The organism is Agrobacterium tumefaciens, assembly GCF_013337285.1.
Classification (GTDB): Bacteria; Pseudomonadota; Alphaproteobacteria; order Rhizobiales; family Rhizobiaceae; genus Agrobacterium; species Agrobacterium burrii.
Window position 1 is genome coordinate 219342 of sequence record NZ_SUPW01000003.1, and the last position, 16761, is coordinate 236102.

17 protein-coding genes are annotated in these 16761 nt (G+C 60.6%); 13 read left to right on the forward strand and 4 right to left on the reverse strand.

Annotated elements, in window-relative coordinates; genetic code table 11:
* Positions 1-97: 97 nt before the first annotated feature.
* Entirely contained in the window at positions 98-1516 is a 1419-nt protein-coding gene (locus tag FCH38_RS11125) for a helix-turn-helix domain-containing protein (protein ID WP_174373799.1), read from the forward strand.
* 14 nt (positions 1517-1530) lie between these two features.
* Here the strand turns inward: FCH38_RS11125 and FCH38_RS11130 are convergent, their stop codons facing one another.
* The gene (locus tag FCH38_RS11130; protein WP_174373800.1) at positions 1531-2187 is read right to left on the reverse strand and encodes a DNA-3-methyladenine glycosylase family protein; all 657 of its coding nucleotides are present in this window, start codon (positions 2185-2187) and stop codon (positions 1531-1533) included.
* 46 nt (positions 2188-2233) lie between these two features.
* Between FCH38_RS11130 and gluQRS the strand changes: the two genes are divergently transcribed.
* Complete coding sequence (gene gluQRS, locus FCH38_RS11135) at positions 2234-3133, forward strand: tRNA glutamyl-Q(34) synthetase GluQRS (protein WP_174373801.1); 900 nt, start codon at positions 2234-2236, stop codon at positions 3131-3133.
* Here gluQRS and FCH38_RS11140 read toward each other — a convergent pair.
* On the reverse strand, positions 3101-4018 hold the full coding sequence (locus FCH38_RS11140; RefSeq protein ID WP_149899427.1) for a YihY/virulence factor BrkB family protein: 918 nt from the start codon (positions 4016-4018) through the stop codon (positions 3101-3103). The two genes, gluQRS and FCH38_RS11140, sit on opposite strands and share 33 nt — an antisense overlap.
* Before the next feature lie 180 nt (positions 4019-4198).
* Between FCH38_RS11140 and FCH38_RS11145 the strand changes: the two genes are divergently transcribed.
* The 7 genes from FCH38_RS11145 (at position 4199) to FCH38_RS11175 (ending at position 9508) form a co-directional block, all read left to right on the forward strand.
* A complete protein-coding gene (locus FCH38_RS11145) occupies positions 4199-5032 on the forward strand; it encodes an SDR family oxidoreductase (RefSeq protein WP_174373802.1) in 834 nt (277 codons plus the stop codon).
* Positions 5033-5049: 17 nt separating this feature from the next.
* Positions 5050-5247, forward strand: a complete 198-nt coding sequence (locus FCH38_RS11150; RefSeq protein ID WP_046799819.1) for a twin transmembrane helix small protein — start codon at positions 5050-5052, stop codon at positions 5245-5247.
* A gap of 1 nt (position 5248) precedes the next feature.
* On the forward strand, positions 5249-5827 hold the full coding sequence (locus tag FCH38_RS11155) for a cob(I)yrinic acid a,c-diamide adenosyltransferase (protein WP_174373803.1): 579 nt from the start codon (positions 5249-5251) through the stop codon (positions 5825-5827).
* 25 nt (positions 5828-5852) lie between these two features.
* On the forward strand, positions 5853-6626 hold the full coding sequence (locus FCH38_RS11160) for a rhomboid family intramembrane serine protease (RefSeq protein WP_174373804.1): 774 nt from the start codon (positions 5853-5855) through the stop codon (positions 6624-6626).
* 183 nt (positions 6627-6809) lie between these two features.
* Complete coding sequence (locus FCH38_RS11165) at positions 6810-7556, forward strand: electron transfer flavoprotein subunit beta/FixA family protein (RefSeq protein WP_149899431.1); 747 nt, start codon at positions 6810-6812, stop codon at positions 7554-7556.
* 25 nt (positions 7557-7581) lie between these two features.
* Positions 7582-8511 carry an electron transfer flavoprotein subunit alpha/FixB family protein gene (locus FCH38_RS11170; protein WP_174373805.1) on the forward strand — a complete coding sequence of 310 codons (930 nt, stop codon included), beginning with the start codon at positions 7582-7584 and terminating at the stop codon, positions 8509-8511.
* Positions 8512-8626: 115 nt separating this feature from the next.
* Complete coding sequence (locus tag FCH38_RS11175) at positions 8627-9508, forward strand: 3-hydroxybutyryl-CoA dehydrogenase (protein ID WP_149899433.1); 882 nt, start codon at positions 8627-8629, stop codon at positions 9506-9508.
* Positions 9509-9568: 60 nt separating this feature from the next.
* On the opposite strand, the gene tlpA is transcribed toward FCH38_RS11175, so the two are convergent.
* Positions 9569-10237, reverse strand: a complete 669-nt coding sequence (tlpA, locus tag FCH38_RS11180; RefSeq protein WP_174373806.1) for a thiol:disulfide interchange protein TlpA — start codon at positions 10235-10237, stop codon at positions 9569-9571.
* Between the two features lie 24 nt (positions 10238-10261).
* On the opposite strand from tlpA, the gene argH reads away from it, so the two are divergent.
* The 4 genes from argH (at position 10262) to FCH38_RS11200 (ending at position 16115) form a co-directional block, all read left to right on the forward strand.
* Positions 10262-11662: an argininosuccinate lyase gene (gene argH / locus FCH38_RS11185; protein WP_174373807.1), complete on the forward strand. Its 1401-nt coding sequence runs from the start codon at positions 10262-10264 to the stop codon at positions 11660-11662.
* A gap of 94 nt (positions 11663-11756) precedes the next feature.
* A complete protein-coding gene (lptM, locus tag FCH38_RS11190; RefSeq protein ID WP_173988884.1) occupies positions 11757-11960 on the forward strand; it encodes an LPS translocon maturation chaperone LptM in 204 nt (67 codons plus the stop codon).
* Positions 11961-11973: 13 nt separating this feature from the next.
* Complete coding sequence (gene lysA, locus FCH38_RS11195; protein ID WP_174373808.1) at positions 11974-13242, forward strand: diaminopimelate decarboxylase; 1269 nt, start codon at positions 11974-11976, stop codon at positions 13240-13242.
* Positions 13243-13421: 179 nt separating this feature from the next.
* Positions 13422-16115: a TIGR02302 family protein gene (locus FCH38_RS11200; RefSeq protein WP_174373809.1), complete on the forward strand. Its 2694-nt coding sequence runs from the start codon at positions 13422-13424 to the stop codon at positions 16113-16115.
* A gap of 260 nt (positions 16116-16375) precedes the next feature.
* Here the strand turns inward: FCH38_RS11200 and FCH38_RS11205 are convergent, their stop codons facing one another.
* The gene (locus FCH38_RS11205; RefSeq protein WP_046799828.1) at positions 16376-16735 is read right to left on the reverse strand and encodes a response regulator; all 360 of its coding nucleotides are present in this window, start codon (positions 16733-16735) and stop codon (positions 16376-16378) included.
* Between the last annotated feature and the right edge of the window lie 26 nt (positions 16736-16761).

The window sequence follows — 16761 nt, forward strand, 5'->3', positions numbered from 1 at the left end:
ACGATCCATAGCCCAGAAAATAGTCGTCCAGAAGCCTTGATCGTGCGCGTATGCGTGCCATAAATATTTGCAATATTAAATTTTGCAAAGTTGCAACATGGCGACGGAAAAACTCTTCATCGGCCGCAAGGTTCGCGGCCTTCGCGAAAATGCCCGCGCCACGCAGGCACAATTTGCCGAACGGCTGGGCATCTCCGCAAGTTACCTGAACCAGATCGAGAATAACCAGCGCCCGGTTTCGGCCAGCGTTCTGGTGACGCTGGTGGAGAAATTCCAGCTGGACATGGCGGAACTGGCGACCGGCGAAAACGACCGGCTGGTTTCCGCCGTGCGCGAGGCGCTAAAAGACCCGTTATTCATGAATTATGAACCGGGGCTTCAGGAGTTGAAGCTGATTGCCCAGAACGCGCCGGGTTTTGCCCACGCGCTGCTACGCGCCCATCAGGCCTATCGCCAGAACAGCGAGCAGCTGGTGCAACTGGATGACCGGCTGGGTCGCGGAACCGCACAGGTGGAGAGAACACCCTATGAGGAGGTTCGTGACTTCTTCCACTTCGTCGACAATTACGTCGCCGAGATCGATCTTCTGGCCGAGCAGCTGGCGGAGGAACTGGAGATAGAAGGCGGCGAGACCTACGGCATTCTGGCGGCGCATCTGCGCGGCCGTTACGGCATCCACATCACAAGAACGGAGGCGGCAGGCGGTCTGATCCGGCATTTCGATCCTGCCGGCAAAACGCTCGCGCTCAGCTCCTACATGGCAGCGCCGACCCGCAGCTTTCAGCTGGCGTTGCAGATAGCCCAGCTTCACGCCAGCGCTTCGATAGACAGGCTGCTGGCCGGCGCCGGTTTCCGCAATACGGAAGCGGCCGAAATCTGTCGTATCGGGCTGCACAATTATTTCGCCGCAGCCCTCATCCTGCCCTATGGCCCATTTCACCGGGCGGCGCAGGAGCTGCGCCACGATCTCGAGCTTCTGGCGGTGCGTTTCGGCGCGAGCCTCGAACAGGTGGCGCACAGGCTCAGCACGCTGCAACGGCCGGGCATTAAAGGCGTGCCGATCTTTTTCGCCAAGATCGACCGGGCCGGCAACATCACCAAACGCCACAGCGCCACACGACTGCAATTTGCCCGGTTCGGTGCGGCCTGTCCGCTGTGGAATATCCATCAGGCTTTCGAAAGCTCCGACAGGATCGTGCGGCAGCTGGCGGAAACGCCTGATGGCGTGCGCTATCTTTCCATTGCCACCCAGATCGAGAAGGCCGGCGCCGGTTTCAATACCGAGAGGCCGCGTTATGCGATTGCACTCGGCTGTGAAATTTCCCACGCGCAGAATTTCGTTTATGCCGATACGCTCGATCTTGGCAATTCAGGCTCCTTCAAACCCATCGGCATTTCCTGTCGGGTCTGCGAAAGGGTGGATTGCGTGCAGCGCGCCGTACCGCCGCTGAAACGCAAACTGCAATTCGACCACCTTTCGCGCGGCGCATTGCCTTATAGCATCGCAGATTTTTAGCCTTCAAAGCCCGCTCATGGCAGCGGCACCATGGCGCGGCGCATGATGTTGGCATAATAGCCCCAGAAAAGCCGGGCAGCGACGGAGCGCCACGGCGACCAGAGTGTCGCCCGCTCCGCCAGCCATTTCGCTTCCGGCCTCACTTCCAGATCAAGCGCATGCGCCACTGCCGATCTCAGCGCCACATCCCCCACCGGAAAAATATCCGGATGCCCGCCGCAGAACATCAGATAGACCTCTGCCGTCCATGGGCCGATACCACGAAGCGCGACCAGCTCGGAAAGGGCAGCTCCCGGCTCCTTGCGCACCACGCCGTCCAGATCGATCTGCGCTTCCGTGACGGCACGCGCCAGCCCTTCCAGCGTCGTCGCCTTGGCACGGGAAAGGCCGAAAGTGGCGCGCAGCTCCTCCGGTGCGGCCAGATAATTTTCCGCCGTGACCACCCCGTCGGTGCCGGCAAGGATTCGCGCCCAGATGGCATTGGCGCTGGCGCGTGACACCATCTGCGAGACGATGATATGGGCAAGGCCGGCAAAGCCGGGCTCATGAATGCGCAGTTCCAGCGGGCCGGCTTTTTCGATGACGAGGCCGAGCGCAGGATCGAGGCGGGCCAGATGCTCCAGCCCTTCGTTGATATCATCCATTCTGGTAATGATTTTCATCTTCGTCATTCCGTATCCGCCCTGCCCGCAGCCGGCTGGCGGGGTGCTTTAAAACATGGCAGAAGAAACCATGCCTTCGCCTCTCCGTCAAAAACCGGTTTACCGCTTTGCGCCAAGCCCTAACGGCCTGCTGCATCTCGGCCATGCGCTTTCCGCCTTCCTGAACCATGATATGGCGCGGGACAATGGCGGCCGCTTTCTGCTGCGTATCGAGGATATCGACCAGACGCGCTGCACGCCGGAACTGGAGCAGGCGATCTATGATGATCTCGGCTGGCTGGAGCTGGGCTGGGAAAAACCTGTCAGGCGTCAATCGGACCATTTCGATGCGTATCGGGTGGCGCTGGACAGACTGATCGGCGCCGGCCTTGCCTACCCTGCCTTTCTGAGCCGTGGAGAAACCAAAGCGATCGTCAAAGCCTTCGAGGCAGATGGCGGGCTTTGGCCGCGCGATCCGGATGGCGCACCGCTTTATCCATCCGTGGACCGCGAAAGGCCTGAGACGGAACGGGCAGCGCTGCTTGCCTCCGGTCGGCAGCATGCCTGGCGGCTCGACATGAAAAAGGCGATCCGCGCCGCCGATAACCCCCTGTTCTGGCAGGAGAGCGGCGATGGCGAGACGGGACAAATCGAGGCGCTGCCAGCACTCTGGGGCGATGTGGTGCTGTCGCGTTCCGACGCGCCTTCGAGCTATCATCTTTCCGTTGTGGTAGATGATGCGCTGCAGGGCATCACTAACGTGGTGCGCGGCATGGACCTGTTCCACTCAACCGCCATCCATCGGCTGCTGCAGCACCTGCTGGACCTGCAGCAACCCACCTATCATCATCACCGGCTGATCCTCGGCGCGGACGGGCGCAAGCTTTCAAAAAGTGAAGGTAGCACCGGGCTTTCCGCCCTCCGCGCGGAAGGGGCGACACCCTCAGATATCCGCCGGCTTGTCGGCCTCCTCTAGCGCCCGCTCACGGCGAGCACCGTTGCTGCCGATATTGCGGCGGATGATCTGCCGCACCTTGTATTTCATGAGCGCGGCATTGACCTCCGCACCGAGCATGAAGATGACGCCGACCATATAAAGAAACACCAGAACCACCATGACAGAGGCGAGACCCGCATAGGTGGCCGCATAATTGGCAAAGGTGGAAAGATAATAGGCAAAGATCGCCGCACCGATGACCCAGAAGATCATCGTCAGCAGGATACCCGGCCAGACGTCCCAGATGCGCCGCTTTCCGGCCGGAAGCCACAGGTGCGCCGCCACCAGCCCCGCCGTCAGCACGACGATGGTGCCGTAGAGGCCGAGGTTGGAGACTGTGTTCAGTATATCCGTCAACCACGGAAACCGCTGTTCGGCAAAGGAGGTGGCGACCGGCACGGCAACGAGCACGATGCTGATGCCGGTGAAGACCACCACTGCGATGAGCACATATAGCAGGCTGAGCAGGCGGGTGATGTACCACCAGCGGGTTTCGGTGACGCGATAGGCGCGGTTCAGCGAAATTCTCAGCGCCTCGACGCCGTTGGAGGCGAAATAGGCGGCGGCCAGCACCGAGATCGTCAGCAGCCCGCCGCGCGGAATGGTGAGCACCTGCTGCACCTGCGCGGCAAGTGGCCCGGCAATCGCCTCCGGCCAGGTATCGAAAATCAGATGCACCGCCGTTTCGGAAAACTGGTCGGCCCCCAGAAAACCCGCCAGAGCCGTGCCGAAGATCAGGAACGGGAAAAGCGCGAGCAGAATGGAGAGCGCCATATGGCTCGCCATCGCCCAGCCGTCATCCTCGGCGAAATGGGAATAGGCATCGAAGGCAACCTTGCCTGCCAGGCGCACTGCGGCAACCATGTCACCTCCATTAATCGGCATTTCATTTGTAACTTCGAGCCGAATATGGGAAATCAGCTTTGCTTTGTACAGCGCGCCAACCCGTCTTTCGGTTCCCGCCGAGGCACGAATTTTGCGCAATTCAATTTTCGCAGGCCGGACCATCGGGCCAGAACACCATTCGGCTTCCCGGAGCGGCAGATGTCTGAAAAACCCGTCATCATCATCACCGGATGTTCCTCGGGCATCGGCGCTTATTGCGCCGGCGCGCTCCACCGGGACGGCTGGCGGGTCTTCGCCACCGTGCGTCGCATCGTCGACATGGCCGCGCTTGAAAACCAGGGCATCGAAACCCTGATCATGGATTACACCAAGCCGGAAACCATCGCCGCCCTGGTGGACACCGTCGCAGCCCGCACCGGCGGCCACATCGACGCGCTGTTCAACAACGGAGCCTATGGTCAGCCGGGCGCGGTGGAAGATCTGCCGGTGGAGGCGCTGCGGGCGCAGTTCGAAACCAATGTCTTCGGCTGGCACGATCTGACAAGCCGGGTCATTCCTTTCATGCGCAAGCGTGGTTCGGGCCGCATCGTGCATTGCTCCTCCATTCTCGGCCTCGTGCCCTATCGGTATCGTGGCGCCTACACCGCGTCGAAATTCGCCATTGAGGGGCTGGGCGTCACGCTGCGCATGGAGCTTCAGGGCAGCGGCATCCATGTGAGCCTGATCGAGCCCGGTCCGATCACCTCAAAATTCACCACGACGGCGCTTGCCCATGTCAGGGACAAGATCGATCTGGAAAATTCGGCCCATGCGGTGGAATATAAACGCCAGCTGGCCCGCATGGATGGTTCAGGCCCCGTCAACCGCCACAAGCTTGGCCCCGACGCCGTTTATGCCGTGCTGAAACACGCCCTGACCGCCGCGAAGCCAAAACCGCATTATCCCGTCACCGTTCCAGCCAAACAGGGGCTGTTGCTGAAACGGCTCTTGCCTGCCGGACTGTTCTATCGTCTGCTGCGCAGATTCGATTGAGGAGGAGTAACCCCTAAATGTCCGGCTTCACCAGTGTTCTGGCCCTTATTGTCATGGGCCTTGTCGTCATCGTGCTGATACGTGGCCTTTTCAACATGCTGAAGGGACAGGACGCCAACCGTTCCAACAAGCTGATGCAGCTTCGTCTGCTGTTACAGGCCATAGCCATCGTGCTGATCATGCTGACGCTCTGGCTCACCGGCGGCGGCCGTTGACATGGTCAAGTTGAACAAGATCTACACCCGCACTGGCGACAAGGGCACGACAGCGCTGGTTTCCGGCCCGCGCCGACTGAAGCACGATCTGCGCGTCGAGGCCTATGGCACGGTGGACGAGACCAATTCGGCCATAGGCGTCGTGCGGCTGCACACGGGTGGGCTGGAAAAGCTTGATGCCATGCTGTTCCGCATCCAGAACGACCTCTTCGATCTCGGCGCCGATCTCGCCACACCGGACAATGGCGAGCCGCTGTCCTACGAGCCGCTGCGCATCGTCGAAAGCCAGGTTACCCGGCTCGAAAACGAAATCGACGAAATCAACGCCGCGCTTGACCCGCTCACTTCCTTCGTGCTGCCGGGCGGTAATGCGGCAGCGGCCAATCTGCATTTGGCGCGCACGATCTGCCGCCGGGCGGAAAGGCTCATGGTGGCGCTTTCAGTCACTGAGAACGAGATCGTCAGCCCGGCGGCCATCAAATATGCTAACCGCCTGTCCGACTTCCTGTTCGTGGCCGCCCGTTTCGCCAATGACACGGGCAAGGCCGATATTTTATGGGTTCCCGGCAAGAACCGCTGACAACTGTTCCACCAAAGGGCATTCGATGTTCATACCACTGCACGATGCGAATTCCCTCAAACATATCCGAGTGCAATATGTCACGATCGGCCTGATCGTGGTCAATGTGCTGGTCTGGCTGTTTACCGGCGTGCTTGCCAGCGACGTGCAGGCCAATGCCGCCGCACTCGGCCTCGGCTTCATTCCCGCCGTGGTGTTCGACTACGCCTATCTGGAGCCGGCCTTGCAGGTCGTGCCTGATGATCTGACCTTCGTCACCTATGCGTTCCTGCATCTCGATTTCTGGCATCTGGCCGGCAACATGCTGTTCCTCTGGGTCTTCGGCGACAATGTCGAGGACGCGCTCGGCCATTTCCGTTTCCTGATTTTTTATCTCGCCTGCGCCGTAGCCGGTGCGCTGTTGCACGGTTTTGTCGGCCCTACGTCGGAAGGACCACTGATCGGTGCATCCGGTGCGGTTTCCGGTGTCGTCGCGGCGTATTTCCTGCTGCATCCAAAGGTGCGCGTGTGGGTGCTGGTCTTCATGCGTATTCCGTTGCCCCTGCCCGCCTTCATTCCGCTGGCGCTGTGGATTGGCCAGCAGTTCCTGATGCTGGCGCTCGGGCTGGAAGAAAACGTCTCCTGGGGCGCGCATGTGGGCGGCATATTGGCAGGTGCCGTCATGGTGCTTTTCATGCGCAGGCCGGGCGTTCCGCTGTTCGACCGCACCATTGTTCCGCCGAGGGCGGCGCAGTTCAAGAATCCGTCGCAAACGGCAGGGTTGTCGCAAATCGAACGGGGCTATGACGGGGGCGGATAAGCCCACGACGAAGAGATGAAGTATTTACGTGAACGTCAACGTAAGATATGCCTTACGTGCATGTGATAATGAACATTGCTCCGTTGTATTTGCGGGAAAAATGCTTATCCATGTCGCCAACCTGTTTTTGGAGGTCCGCGCGGTCTATTCACCAAGCGGACAGGAGTTTGAGGAAAGCCGCCGATGAAAATCCTTGTCCCCGTTAAACGAGTCGTCGATTACAACGTGAAAATCCGCGTGAAATCGGATGGTTCGGGCGTTGAGCTTGCGAATGTGAAGATGTCGATGAACCCGTTCGACGAAATCTCGGTGGAAGAGGCGCTTCGTTTGAAAGAGGCCGGCAAGGCCGAAGAGGTTGTGGTCGTTTCCATCGGCCCGGCCAAGGCGGAAGAAACGCTGCGCACGGCGCTTGCCATGGGCGCTGACCGCGCCATCCTGATCGAGACCGACGAAGCGGTGGAGCCGCTCGCCGTCGCCAAGCTGCTGAAGGGCGTGGCGGAGGCCGAACAGCCCGGTCTCGTCATCGTCGGCAAGCAGGCGATCGACGACGATTCGAACCAGACCGGCCAGATGCTGGCAGCTCTCCTCGGCTGGGGCCAGGGCACCTTTGCCTCCAAGGTTGTGCCGTCCGACGGCAAGGTCGCCGTGACGCGTGAAGTTGATGGCGGCCTGCAGACCGTGGAGCTGAAGCTTCCCGCCGTCGTCACCACCGATCTTCGTTTGAACGAGCCGCGTTATGCTTCGCTGCCGAACATCATGAAGGCGAAGAAGAAGCCGCTCGACAAAAAGGCTCCGGCCGATTTCGGCGTCGACGTTTCGCCACGCCTCAAGGTGCTGAAGACCGAGGAGCCGGCAGGCCGCAAGGCTGGCATCAAGGTTGGCTCGGTCGCCGAGCTGGTCGAAAAGCTCAAAGCTGACGGCGTCCTCTAAGGTTTCGGAAAAGGGAGATTATATTATGGCCATTCTTCTTCTGGCAGAACACGACAACGCAACCCTTTCCGACCTGACGGGCAAGACGCTGACGGCAGCAACCCAGATCGGCGGCGACGTCCACGTACTGGTCGCCGGCTCCGGCGCGAAGGGCGCTGCGGATGCGGCTGCGAAACTGTCGGGCGTATCCAAGGTGCTGCTCGCCGATGACGCCTCCTATGCCAATTCGCTGGCAGAACCGCTGGCGGCGCTGATCATCTCACTTGCACCTTCCTATGACGTCATCCTCGCACCTGCCACCGCCTCGGCCAAGAACGTGCTGCCGCGTGTGGCAGCGCTTCTCGACGTGGCGCAGGTCTCGGAAATCATCGAGGTGGTCTCCGCTGACACCTTCAAGCGCCCGATTTATGCCGGCAACGCCATCCAGACGGTGCAGGCGACTGACGCCAAAAAGGTCATCACCGTGCGCCCAACCGCCTTTGCCGCCGCAGCTGAAGGCGGTTCGGCAGCGGTTGAAACCATCGGTGCGGCCGAAAACCCCGGCCTTTCCAGCTTCGTTTCCGATGCGCTGGCCTCGTCCGACCGTCCGGAACTGACCTCTGCGAAGATCATCATCTCGGGCGGCCGCGCGCTTGGCTCCTCGGAAAAGTTCAAGGAAGTCATCCTGCCCGTCGCCGACAAGCTGGGGGCCGCCGTTGGCGCGAGCCGTGCGGCAGTCGATGCCGGTTATGCGCCGAACGACTGGCAGGTGGGTCAGACCGGCAAGGTGGTTGCACCGCAGCTTTATATTGCTGCCGGCATTTCGGGCGCCATCCAGCATCTGGCTGGTATGAAGGACTCGAAGGTCATCGTCGCCATCAACAAGGATGAGGAAGCACCGATCTTCCAGGTTGCCGATTACGGCCTCGTCGCCGATCTGTTCGTGGCCCTGCCAGAGCTCGAAAAGGCACTGTGATTTTAAGCAACTGGGCAAGGCGGCGCGTTTTTTGAACGCGCCGCCTTCTCTTTTCCGGCCAGATGCGTAACATCGCCGCCAATGACGCAGACCAAGCCATACAGGAGAACTACATATGACCGCCCCCTTTAAGAATATCGGTATCATCGGAGCCGGTCAGATGGGGTGCGGCATTGCGCATGTTTCCGCCTTGGCGGGCTACAAAGTCCATATTTACGACCTCTCCAAGGACGGCATCGAAGCCGGGCTTGCCACGATAAACGGTAACCTCGCCCGCCAGGTGACCAATGGCAAACTATCCGACGACGCCCGCAAGCAGGCGCTGGCGCTCATCAGCGGATCGACTGATGTCAACGATCTCGCGCCGATGGATATCGTCATCGAGGCCGCGACCGAGAACGAGGAGATCAAGCGCAAGATCTATGCGCAGGTCTGCCCGGTCCTGAAACCGGAGGCGTTGCTCGCCACCAACACCTCATCGCTTTCCATCACCCGTCTAGCATCTGCGACCGACCGTCCCGAACAGTTTATGGGCATCCACTTCATGAACCCGGTGCCGGTCATGAAGCTGGTGGAACTGGTGCGCGGCATCGCCACCAACGAAAAGACCTTCGACGCGGCCAAGGACTATGTTCGGACACTGGAAAAGGCGATCACCGTCGCCGAAGATTTCCCGGCCTTCATCGTCAACCGCATCCTGCTGCCGATGATCAACGAGGCGATCTATACGCTTTACGAAGGCGTCGGTTCGGTGGAAGCCATCGACACCGCCATGCGGCTCGGTGCCAACCACCCGATGGGTCCGCTGCAGCTTGCCGACTTCATCGGTCTCGACACCTGTTTGTCGATCATGCAGGTGCTGCATGACGGGCTGGCCGACAGCAAATACCGCCCCTGCCCGCTGCTGGTTAAATATGTCGAGGCCGGCTGGCTCGGCCGCAAATCCGGCCGCGGCTTTTACGACTATCGCGGCGAGACGCCGGTTCCGACGCGCTAAGCGGGCATCTCCCCGGACGCTGGATGAGGGAGGGAAACCCCTCCCGCCACGTTTTACGAACTATCTGGCCTTCACCGCCGATACCAGCGCCTTGGCATCTTCGCTATCCCACGCCGCGGGGCCATTCATGGCAGCGAGAAGGCAGCCGTTTTCGTCGAGCAGCATGGTCGCGGGCAGGCCGAAGGCGAGGCCTTCCTTTTTCAGCGTGTTGAACACACCCATGGAACTGTCGCGGTAAAGCTTCAGCGCATCGATCTTGTATTCGTCCATGAAGGCTCTCGGCTTTTCGTCCGCGCCGATGTCGATATTGACGGTGACCACCTCGAAATCATTGCCGCCTTTTTCTTTCTCAAGCGCGTTCAGCGCCGGCATCTCCTCCCGGCACGGCACACACCATGTGGCCCAGAGATTGAGAAGGACCGCCTTGCCCTTGAGATCGGCAAGCGTCATATCCTGTGCCTCCGGGCCCTTGAAGGACAGCGGGACGACACGCGGCCTGTCCGCGGCGGACATGGCGGCCACCTGCCCCTTCAGAAAGGGTTTCAGCGAGGCGATGCGGTTTGCAGCACCTTCACATAAACCGGCGTCAGCGACCGCTGCCCCTTGAACCGGGCTCTCAGACCCAATATGCCTGAACCAGACCGCGCCCGCGCCAAACACGACACCGGCAACGGCAGCAATTGCAACCAATTTGGCGGATGGAAGCCTGAACGGCCTTTTTTCTGTCATCGAATACTCCAGGGCACTGCGAACATGGCTGACGGCACAGATCAGAAATCCTCCAACCAGATGTGGGGCGGACGTTTTGCTTCCGGTCCATCAGCCATCATGGAAGAGATAAATGCCTCCATCGGCTTCGACAAGAAGCTTTACGCCCAGGACATCCGCGGCTCTATGGCGCATGCCAGCATGTTAGCATCTAAAGGCATTATTTCGACGGAAGATAAAGACAAGATCATCGAAGGGCTGAACACGATCCTGTCAGAGATCGAAGCCGGCACCTTCGAATTTTCGCGCAAGCTCGAAGATATTCACATGAATATCGAAGCACGGCTTGCCACCCTCATCGGCACAGCCGCCGGCCGCCTGCACACCGCCCGTTCGCGCAACGACCAGGTAGCGCTCGATTTCCGCCTCTGGGTCAAGGAAGAATTGCAGAAGACCGAGGGCATGCTGACCGCCCTCATCGCCGCCTTCCTCGACCGCGCCGAAGAAAACGCCGATACCGTGATGCCCGGCTTTACCCATTTGCAGACGGCACAGCCCGTCACTTTTGGTCACCATTGCATGGCCTATGTGGAAATGTTCGGCCGTGACCGCGCCCGCGTACGCCACGCCATCGAGCATATGGACGAAAGCCCGATCGGCGCAGCCGCCCTTGCCGGCACCGGCTATCCCATCGACCGCCACATGACGGCAAAGGCGCTCGGTTTCCGCGAACCGACCCGCAATTCCATCGACACCGTGTCCGACCGTGATTTCGCGCTGGAATTCCTGTCGATCGCCTCGATCTGCGCCACACATCTGTCGCGTCTCGCCGAAGAGATCGTCATCTGGTCGACGCCGCAATTCGGCTTCATCCGCCTGTCGGACGCCTTCTCCACCGGCTCGTCGATCATGCCGCAGAAGAAGAACCCGGATGCCGCCGAACTGGTGCGCGCCAAGACCGGCCGCATCAACGGCTCGCTGGTCGCCCTTCTGACTGTCATGAAGGGCCTGCCGCTCGCCTATTCCAAGGACATGCAGGAAGACAAGGAACAGGTTTTCGACTCCGCCGAAAGCCTGGAACTAGCGATTGCCGCCATGACCGGCATGATCCGCGACCTTGAAGTGCGCAAAGACCGCATGCGTGCGGCGGCAGGCTCGGGCTATGCCACAGCCACCGATCTCGCCGACTGGCTGGTGCGCGAGGCGGGCCTGCCCTTCCGCGACGCGCATCATGTGACCGGCAATGCCGTGGCGCTGGCGGAAAAGAAGGGCTGTGATCTGGCCGATCTTTCGCTGGAGGAGTTGCAGGCCATCCACCCCGACATCACCAACGGTATTTTCGACGTTCTCTCGGTCGAGGCATCGGTCGCCAGCCGCACAAGCTTTGGCGGCACCGCTCCCTCGGAAGTGAGGAAGCAGATCGCCTGGTGGCGTGGACGCAACTGATAAATTCACGTTACGCTGCGATCACAAGAAACAGGGTGCACAAGCGCCCTGTTTTTCGTTATCAGAGAGGCACACATTTCCTTTGGACAGGCTCATGCTTTCAAAAACCGCGCGCAAACTCATCGTTCCCATTGGCATGACGCTCGCCGTCAGCCTTGCTCTCAGCGCCTGCGGGCGAAAGGGCGACATCGACCCGCCGAGCACGCCGGTCGAAATGCGCAACAAGCGCAATGCCGACGGAACAGAGACGAAGCCGGTAACGGCGGAACGGCCGTTCATCCTTGACAAGCTTCTCTGACGGGTAAAAAGCCGTGAACCATTTTGGCTATATCGACGGCGTGCTGCACGCCGAAAACGTGCCCGTGCCTGAGATCGCCAAGGCGGTCGGCACGCCCTTTTACGTCTATTCCACCGCGACGCTGGAGCGCCACTACAAGGTGTTCTCCGGCGCTTTCGCCGATGTGGACGCCATGGTCTGTTACGCCATGAAGGCCAATTCCAACCAGGCGGTGCTGAAGACGCTGGCAAAGCTCGGCGCTGGTATCGACGTCGTCTCCGGCGGCGAATTGCGCCGCGCGCTTGCCGCCGGTGTGCCGGCAAGCCGCATCATGTTTTCCGGCGTCGGCAAGACGGTTGCGGAAATGGATTATGCGCTGGATGTGGGCATTTATTGCTTCAACATCGAATCCGAGCCGGAACTGGAAGTCCTCAACCTGCGCGCCGTGAAAGCGGGCAAGCGGGCGCATGTCTCCTTCCGTATCAATCCGGATGTGGATGCGCGCACCCACGCCAAGATTTCCACCGGCAAGAAGGAAAACAAGTTCGGCATTTCCTATGAGCGGGCGCGGGCGGTCTATGCCCATGCAGCCACTTTGCCCGGCATCCAAGTCACCGGCATCGACATGCATATCGGCAGCCAGATCACCGAATTGCAGCCTTTCGAGGATGCCTTCCGGCTGCTGCGCGAACTCGTCGAGGCGCTGCGCGGGGATGGTCATGCGATCAGCCACGTCGATATTGGCGGTGGTCTCGGCATTCCCTATCGCGAGGACAACAATCCGCCGCCGCTGCCGGATGCCTATGCGCATATCGTCAAGAACGAGCTGAAAAGCCTCAACTGCAAGATCATTACCGAACCGGGCCGCCTGATCGTCGGCAATGCCGGCATTCTGGTGACGGAAGTCATCTATGTGAAGGATGGCGGTGACAAGACTTTCGTAATCGTCGACGGCGCGATGAACGATCTTATCCGTCCGACGCTTTACGAGGCCTATCACGGCATCCGTCCGGTGGTGCAGCCGTCCGAGAACGCGCCGCGCATCAAGGCCGATATTGTCGGCCCGGTCTGCGAAACCGGCGATTATCTGGCGCTGGATCGCGAGATGGCAGCACCTCAGCCGGGCGATCTGATCGCCGTCAGCTCTGCCGGTGCCTATGGTGCGGTGCAGGCAGGCACCTACAACTCGCGCCTGCTGGTTCCAGAAGTGCTTGTGAAGGACGACAAGTTCCACGTCATCCGTCCGCGCGGCACCTATGAGGAGCTGATCGCGCTCGATTCAGTGCCGGCCTGGCTCGACTGAACCGGCTTTATATCCCGTTTGGCCGATCACAATTGAGCGAAGCTGCCTAAAAAATGGGGGTTAGCACTTAGCTGCCCTCGTCTTCGCCACAAACAATGTTATCCTTACCTTTCGTAATCCAAACAGCTCGCCGTTCCGGGAATGGCGTTTGACGTGGCCAGAACCGGGAGAACGGATTGATGACCACAGCCGGTAAGGACAGCACAGGCAGAAAGCGCCCGACCGGCGCATTCGCGCAGCGGCCGGACCTTGCCCGCCGGGTTGCGGCCAAGCGCTTCTTCGCAAAAATCGTGCTGTTTTCGGAAAAAGTAGCGCCGAAGACGTTGTGGCCGCTGTCCATCGCTGCCGTGTTTCTGGCACTCGCCTGGTTCGGCCTTTACCGGCACATGCCGGATTTCCTGCGCCTCGGCATCGTTTTCGTTCTGGTTTTCGCTTTCATCACCACCGTCCTGCCGATCCTGCGGCTGAAATGGCCGACGGACAATGACGCCTCCCGCCTGCTGGAGGAACGCAATGGCATGGCGCACCAGCCGGTCGGCGTGCAGGAGGACGAACCGGCCTTCGATACGCCTTTTTCCCGCACGCTGTGGAAAGAACACCAGATCCGCATGGCGGAACGCATCGCCGCGCTCAATGCCGGCCTGCCGAAACCCGATATCGCCCGCCACGACCGTCTGGCGCTACGTGCCATTCCGGCGCTGCTTCTGGTCACTGCTTTCGGTTTTTCCTATTCCAATGGTGCAGGCACGGTTGCCGATGCCTTCCGCAGCCGACCTGCGGTTGGGCCACTCGATCCCGATATTCGTCTTGACGCCTGGGTGACGCCGCCCGCCTATACCGGCCGCGCGCCGATTTTTCTGACGGGACGCGACGCAACCAACCGCGACGCGGTTTCCGTGCCGCAATCCTCCAAGCTGACGATCCGCATGACCGGTGGTGATGGCGGGGAGGAAGTGACATTCGAGCCCGAAATGGCGGGCGCCCTCCAAAAGCTCATCCCCGAAGCGGCGCGCGCGGACAGCGCAAGTGGCGATGTTGCGGTTCAAACGCCGACCCGCTCGGCTGATCAGCCCGTCACGCCACGCACCTTTGCCATGGATGTGACCGAAAGTGGCATGATTACCGCCAATGGCGAACAATGGCTGTTCAACGTCATTCCCGACCAGCCGCCGACGATCGCCTTCGACAATATGCCACGCCGCGCCGTCAACGGTGCGCTGGAAGTGGGCTTCACCGCCAAGGATGATTACGGCCTGAAGGAAGCCCACGCCATCATCGAGCCGCTCGACATTGCGGAGGGTGCGACGGCACTTTACCCAGCGCCGGAATTCAAGCTCGATCTGCCGCGGCAAAACAATCGCGAGATAAAGGGCCTGACCAGCCGCAACCTGACCGAACATCCGATGGCGGGCAAGCGGGTGCGCATCACGCTCGTCGCAACGGACGGTGCCGGCCAGACCGGCCGCAGCCCCGCGCATGAGATGGTGCTGCCGGGCCGCAATTTCTCCGAACCGCTGGCGGCGTCCATTGCCGAACAGCGGCAGATCTTCTCGCTGGATACACGCCAGATGCCGAAGGCGATCGCCTATAACGAGGCGGTGGGAATGCGCCCCGAAGAAACCATTCCCAACACCACGCATTATCTGCTGCTGCAATCGGCGCAGACCCGCATGCGGCTTGCCTACAATGAGGAAATGCTGAAGAACACGTCGGATTACCTCTGGGAGATTGCGCTCGGCATCGAGGATGGCGATCTTTCGCAGGCAGAAAAACGACTGCGCGATGCCCAGACAGCGCTTTCCGAGGCGCTTCAGCGTAATGCCTCCGACGAGGAGGTCGCCAAGCTGATGCAGGAATTGCGCGAGGCGATGCAGCAATTCATGAGCGAAATGGCCCAGCGCATGCAGAATGCGCCGCAGGCCAACATGAACCAACAGGCGCAGAATGTATTGCGCCAGCGCGATCTGGAAAACATGATGAACCAGATCGAGAACCTTGCCCGTTCCGGCAATCGCGATGCGGCGCAGGAGATGCTTTCGCAGCTGCAGCGCATGATGAACAATCTGCAGGCGGGCAGGCCGCAACGTCAGGGCCAGCAGGGACAGCAGCAGAGCAGCAAGATGCGCCAGCAGATCGACAAGCTCGGCGAAATTCTGCAACAGCAGCAGAAGCTGATGGATGAGACCTTCAAGCTCGATCAGTCGCTTCGCGACCGCATGCAGCGCGGTGACCCCCAGCAGGACGGCGACGGCGAAGAGCCGCAGACGGGCGAAAACGGCCAGCAGCCGCAGCAGGGCCAGCAAGGCCAGCAAGGCGAGAATGGTCAGCAGGGCGGACAGAACGGCGAGCAGATGACCGCCGAACAATTGCGCGAGGCGCTGAAGAACCTGAGAGCGCAGCAGGATGCGCTCGGCAAGCAGCTCGGCGAATTGCAGCAGGGCCTGCGTGATCTCGGCATGGAACCGGGCGAAAACTTCGGCAAGGCGCAGCAGGAAATGCAGGGCGCCGGCGAGGCGCTCGGCAAAAGCCAGGGCGAGCAGGCGGTCGAAGGTCAGGGTAATGCGCTAAACGCGCTGCGTCAGGGCGCGCAGGATATGATGGGCCAGATCATGCAGGCCATGCGCCAGCAGGGTCAGCAACCCGGACAGGGGCAGGAAGGCATGGCCGGCCAGGGCGGACAGAACGGCCGCGACCCGCTCGGCCGCCCGCGCAGCACCACCGGCCCGGATTTCGGCGATCAGGTGAAGGTGCCTGATGAAATCGACGTGCAACGCGCCCGCGAAATTCTCGAAGCCATCCGCGAAAAGCTCGGCAACAACCCGCCCGGTGAAATCGAACGGCGTTATCTGGAGCGGTTGCTGGATATTCGGTGAGCGTTGCGCACAATCGTAGTGCACTTCGATACGTCCTCAGAGCTAAAATTTTTCCGTCATGCCGGACTTGATCCGGCATCCAGCCGCAGCGCGTCTGCGCGGCGAGAAGAAGTTCTTTCAGCCCAAGGACTTGGGCTGGCTAGATTCCGGCTCAGGGCCGGAATGACGAAGGTGGGGAATTGCGCAGAGCCAGAGGATGAGTAAGACCAACAAAAAAGGCGGCCCGCAGGCCGCCCTTTCAGTCTCAGTAATCTTCTCGTTCACGCCGCCAGCGCCCGCGCCACAGCCTTGCGAATATCCGGCAGCGCAAAGGGCTTGGAAACCACGTCCACAATCTTCGTCGCCAGATCATCAGCGCGTTCGCGCTGTTCGGCATAACCGGTCATCAGCAGGATGCGCATGGCCGGGAAGCGTTCGGCGGCGCGGTGCGCCAGCTCGATGCCATCCATGACCGGCATGCGGATATCCGAAAGAAGAAGATCGAAACTGGTCTCCTGAAGTTTTTCCAACCCCTGCTCGCCATCGGCCGCCTCATGGGTCTCGTGACCGTCGAGACGCAGCGCGCGGGCGACGAAAGCCCGCAATGCATCCTCGTCTTCGGTAATCAGAATTTTCGCCATTAATCATTGCTCCTGGGCATCATTTC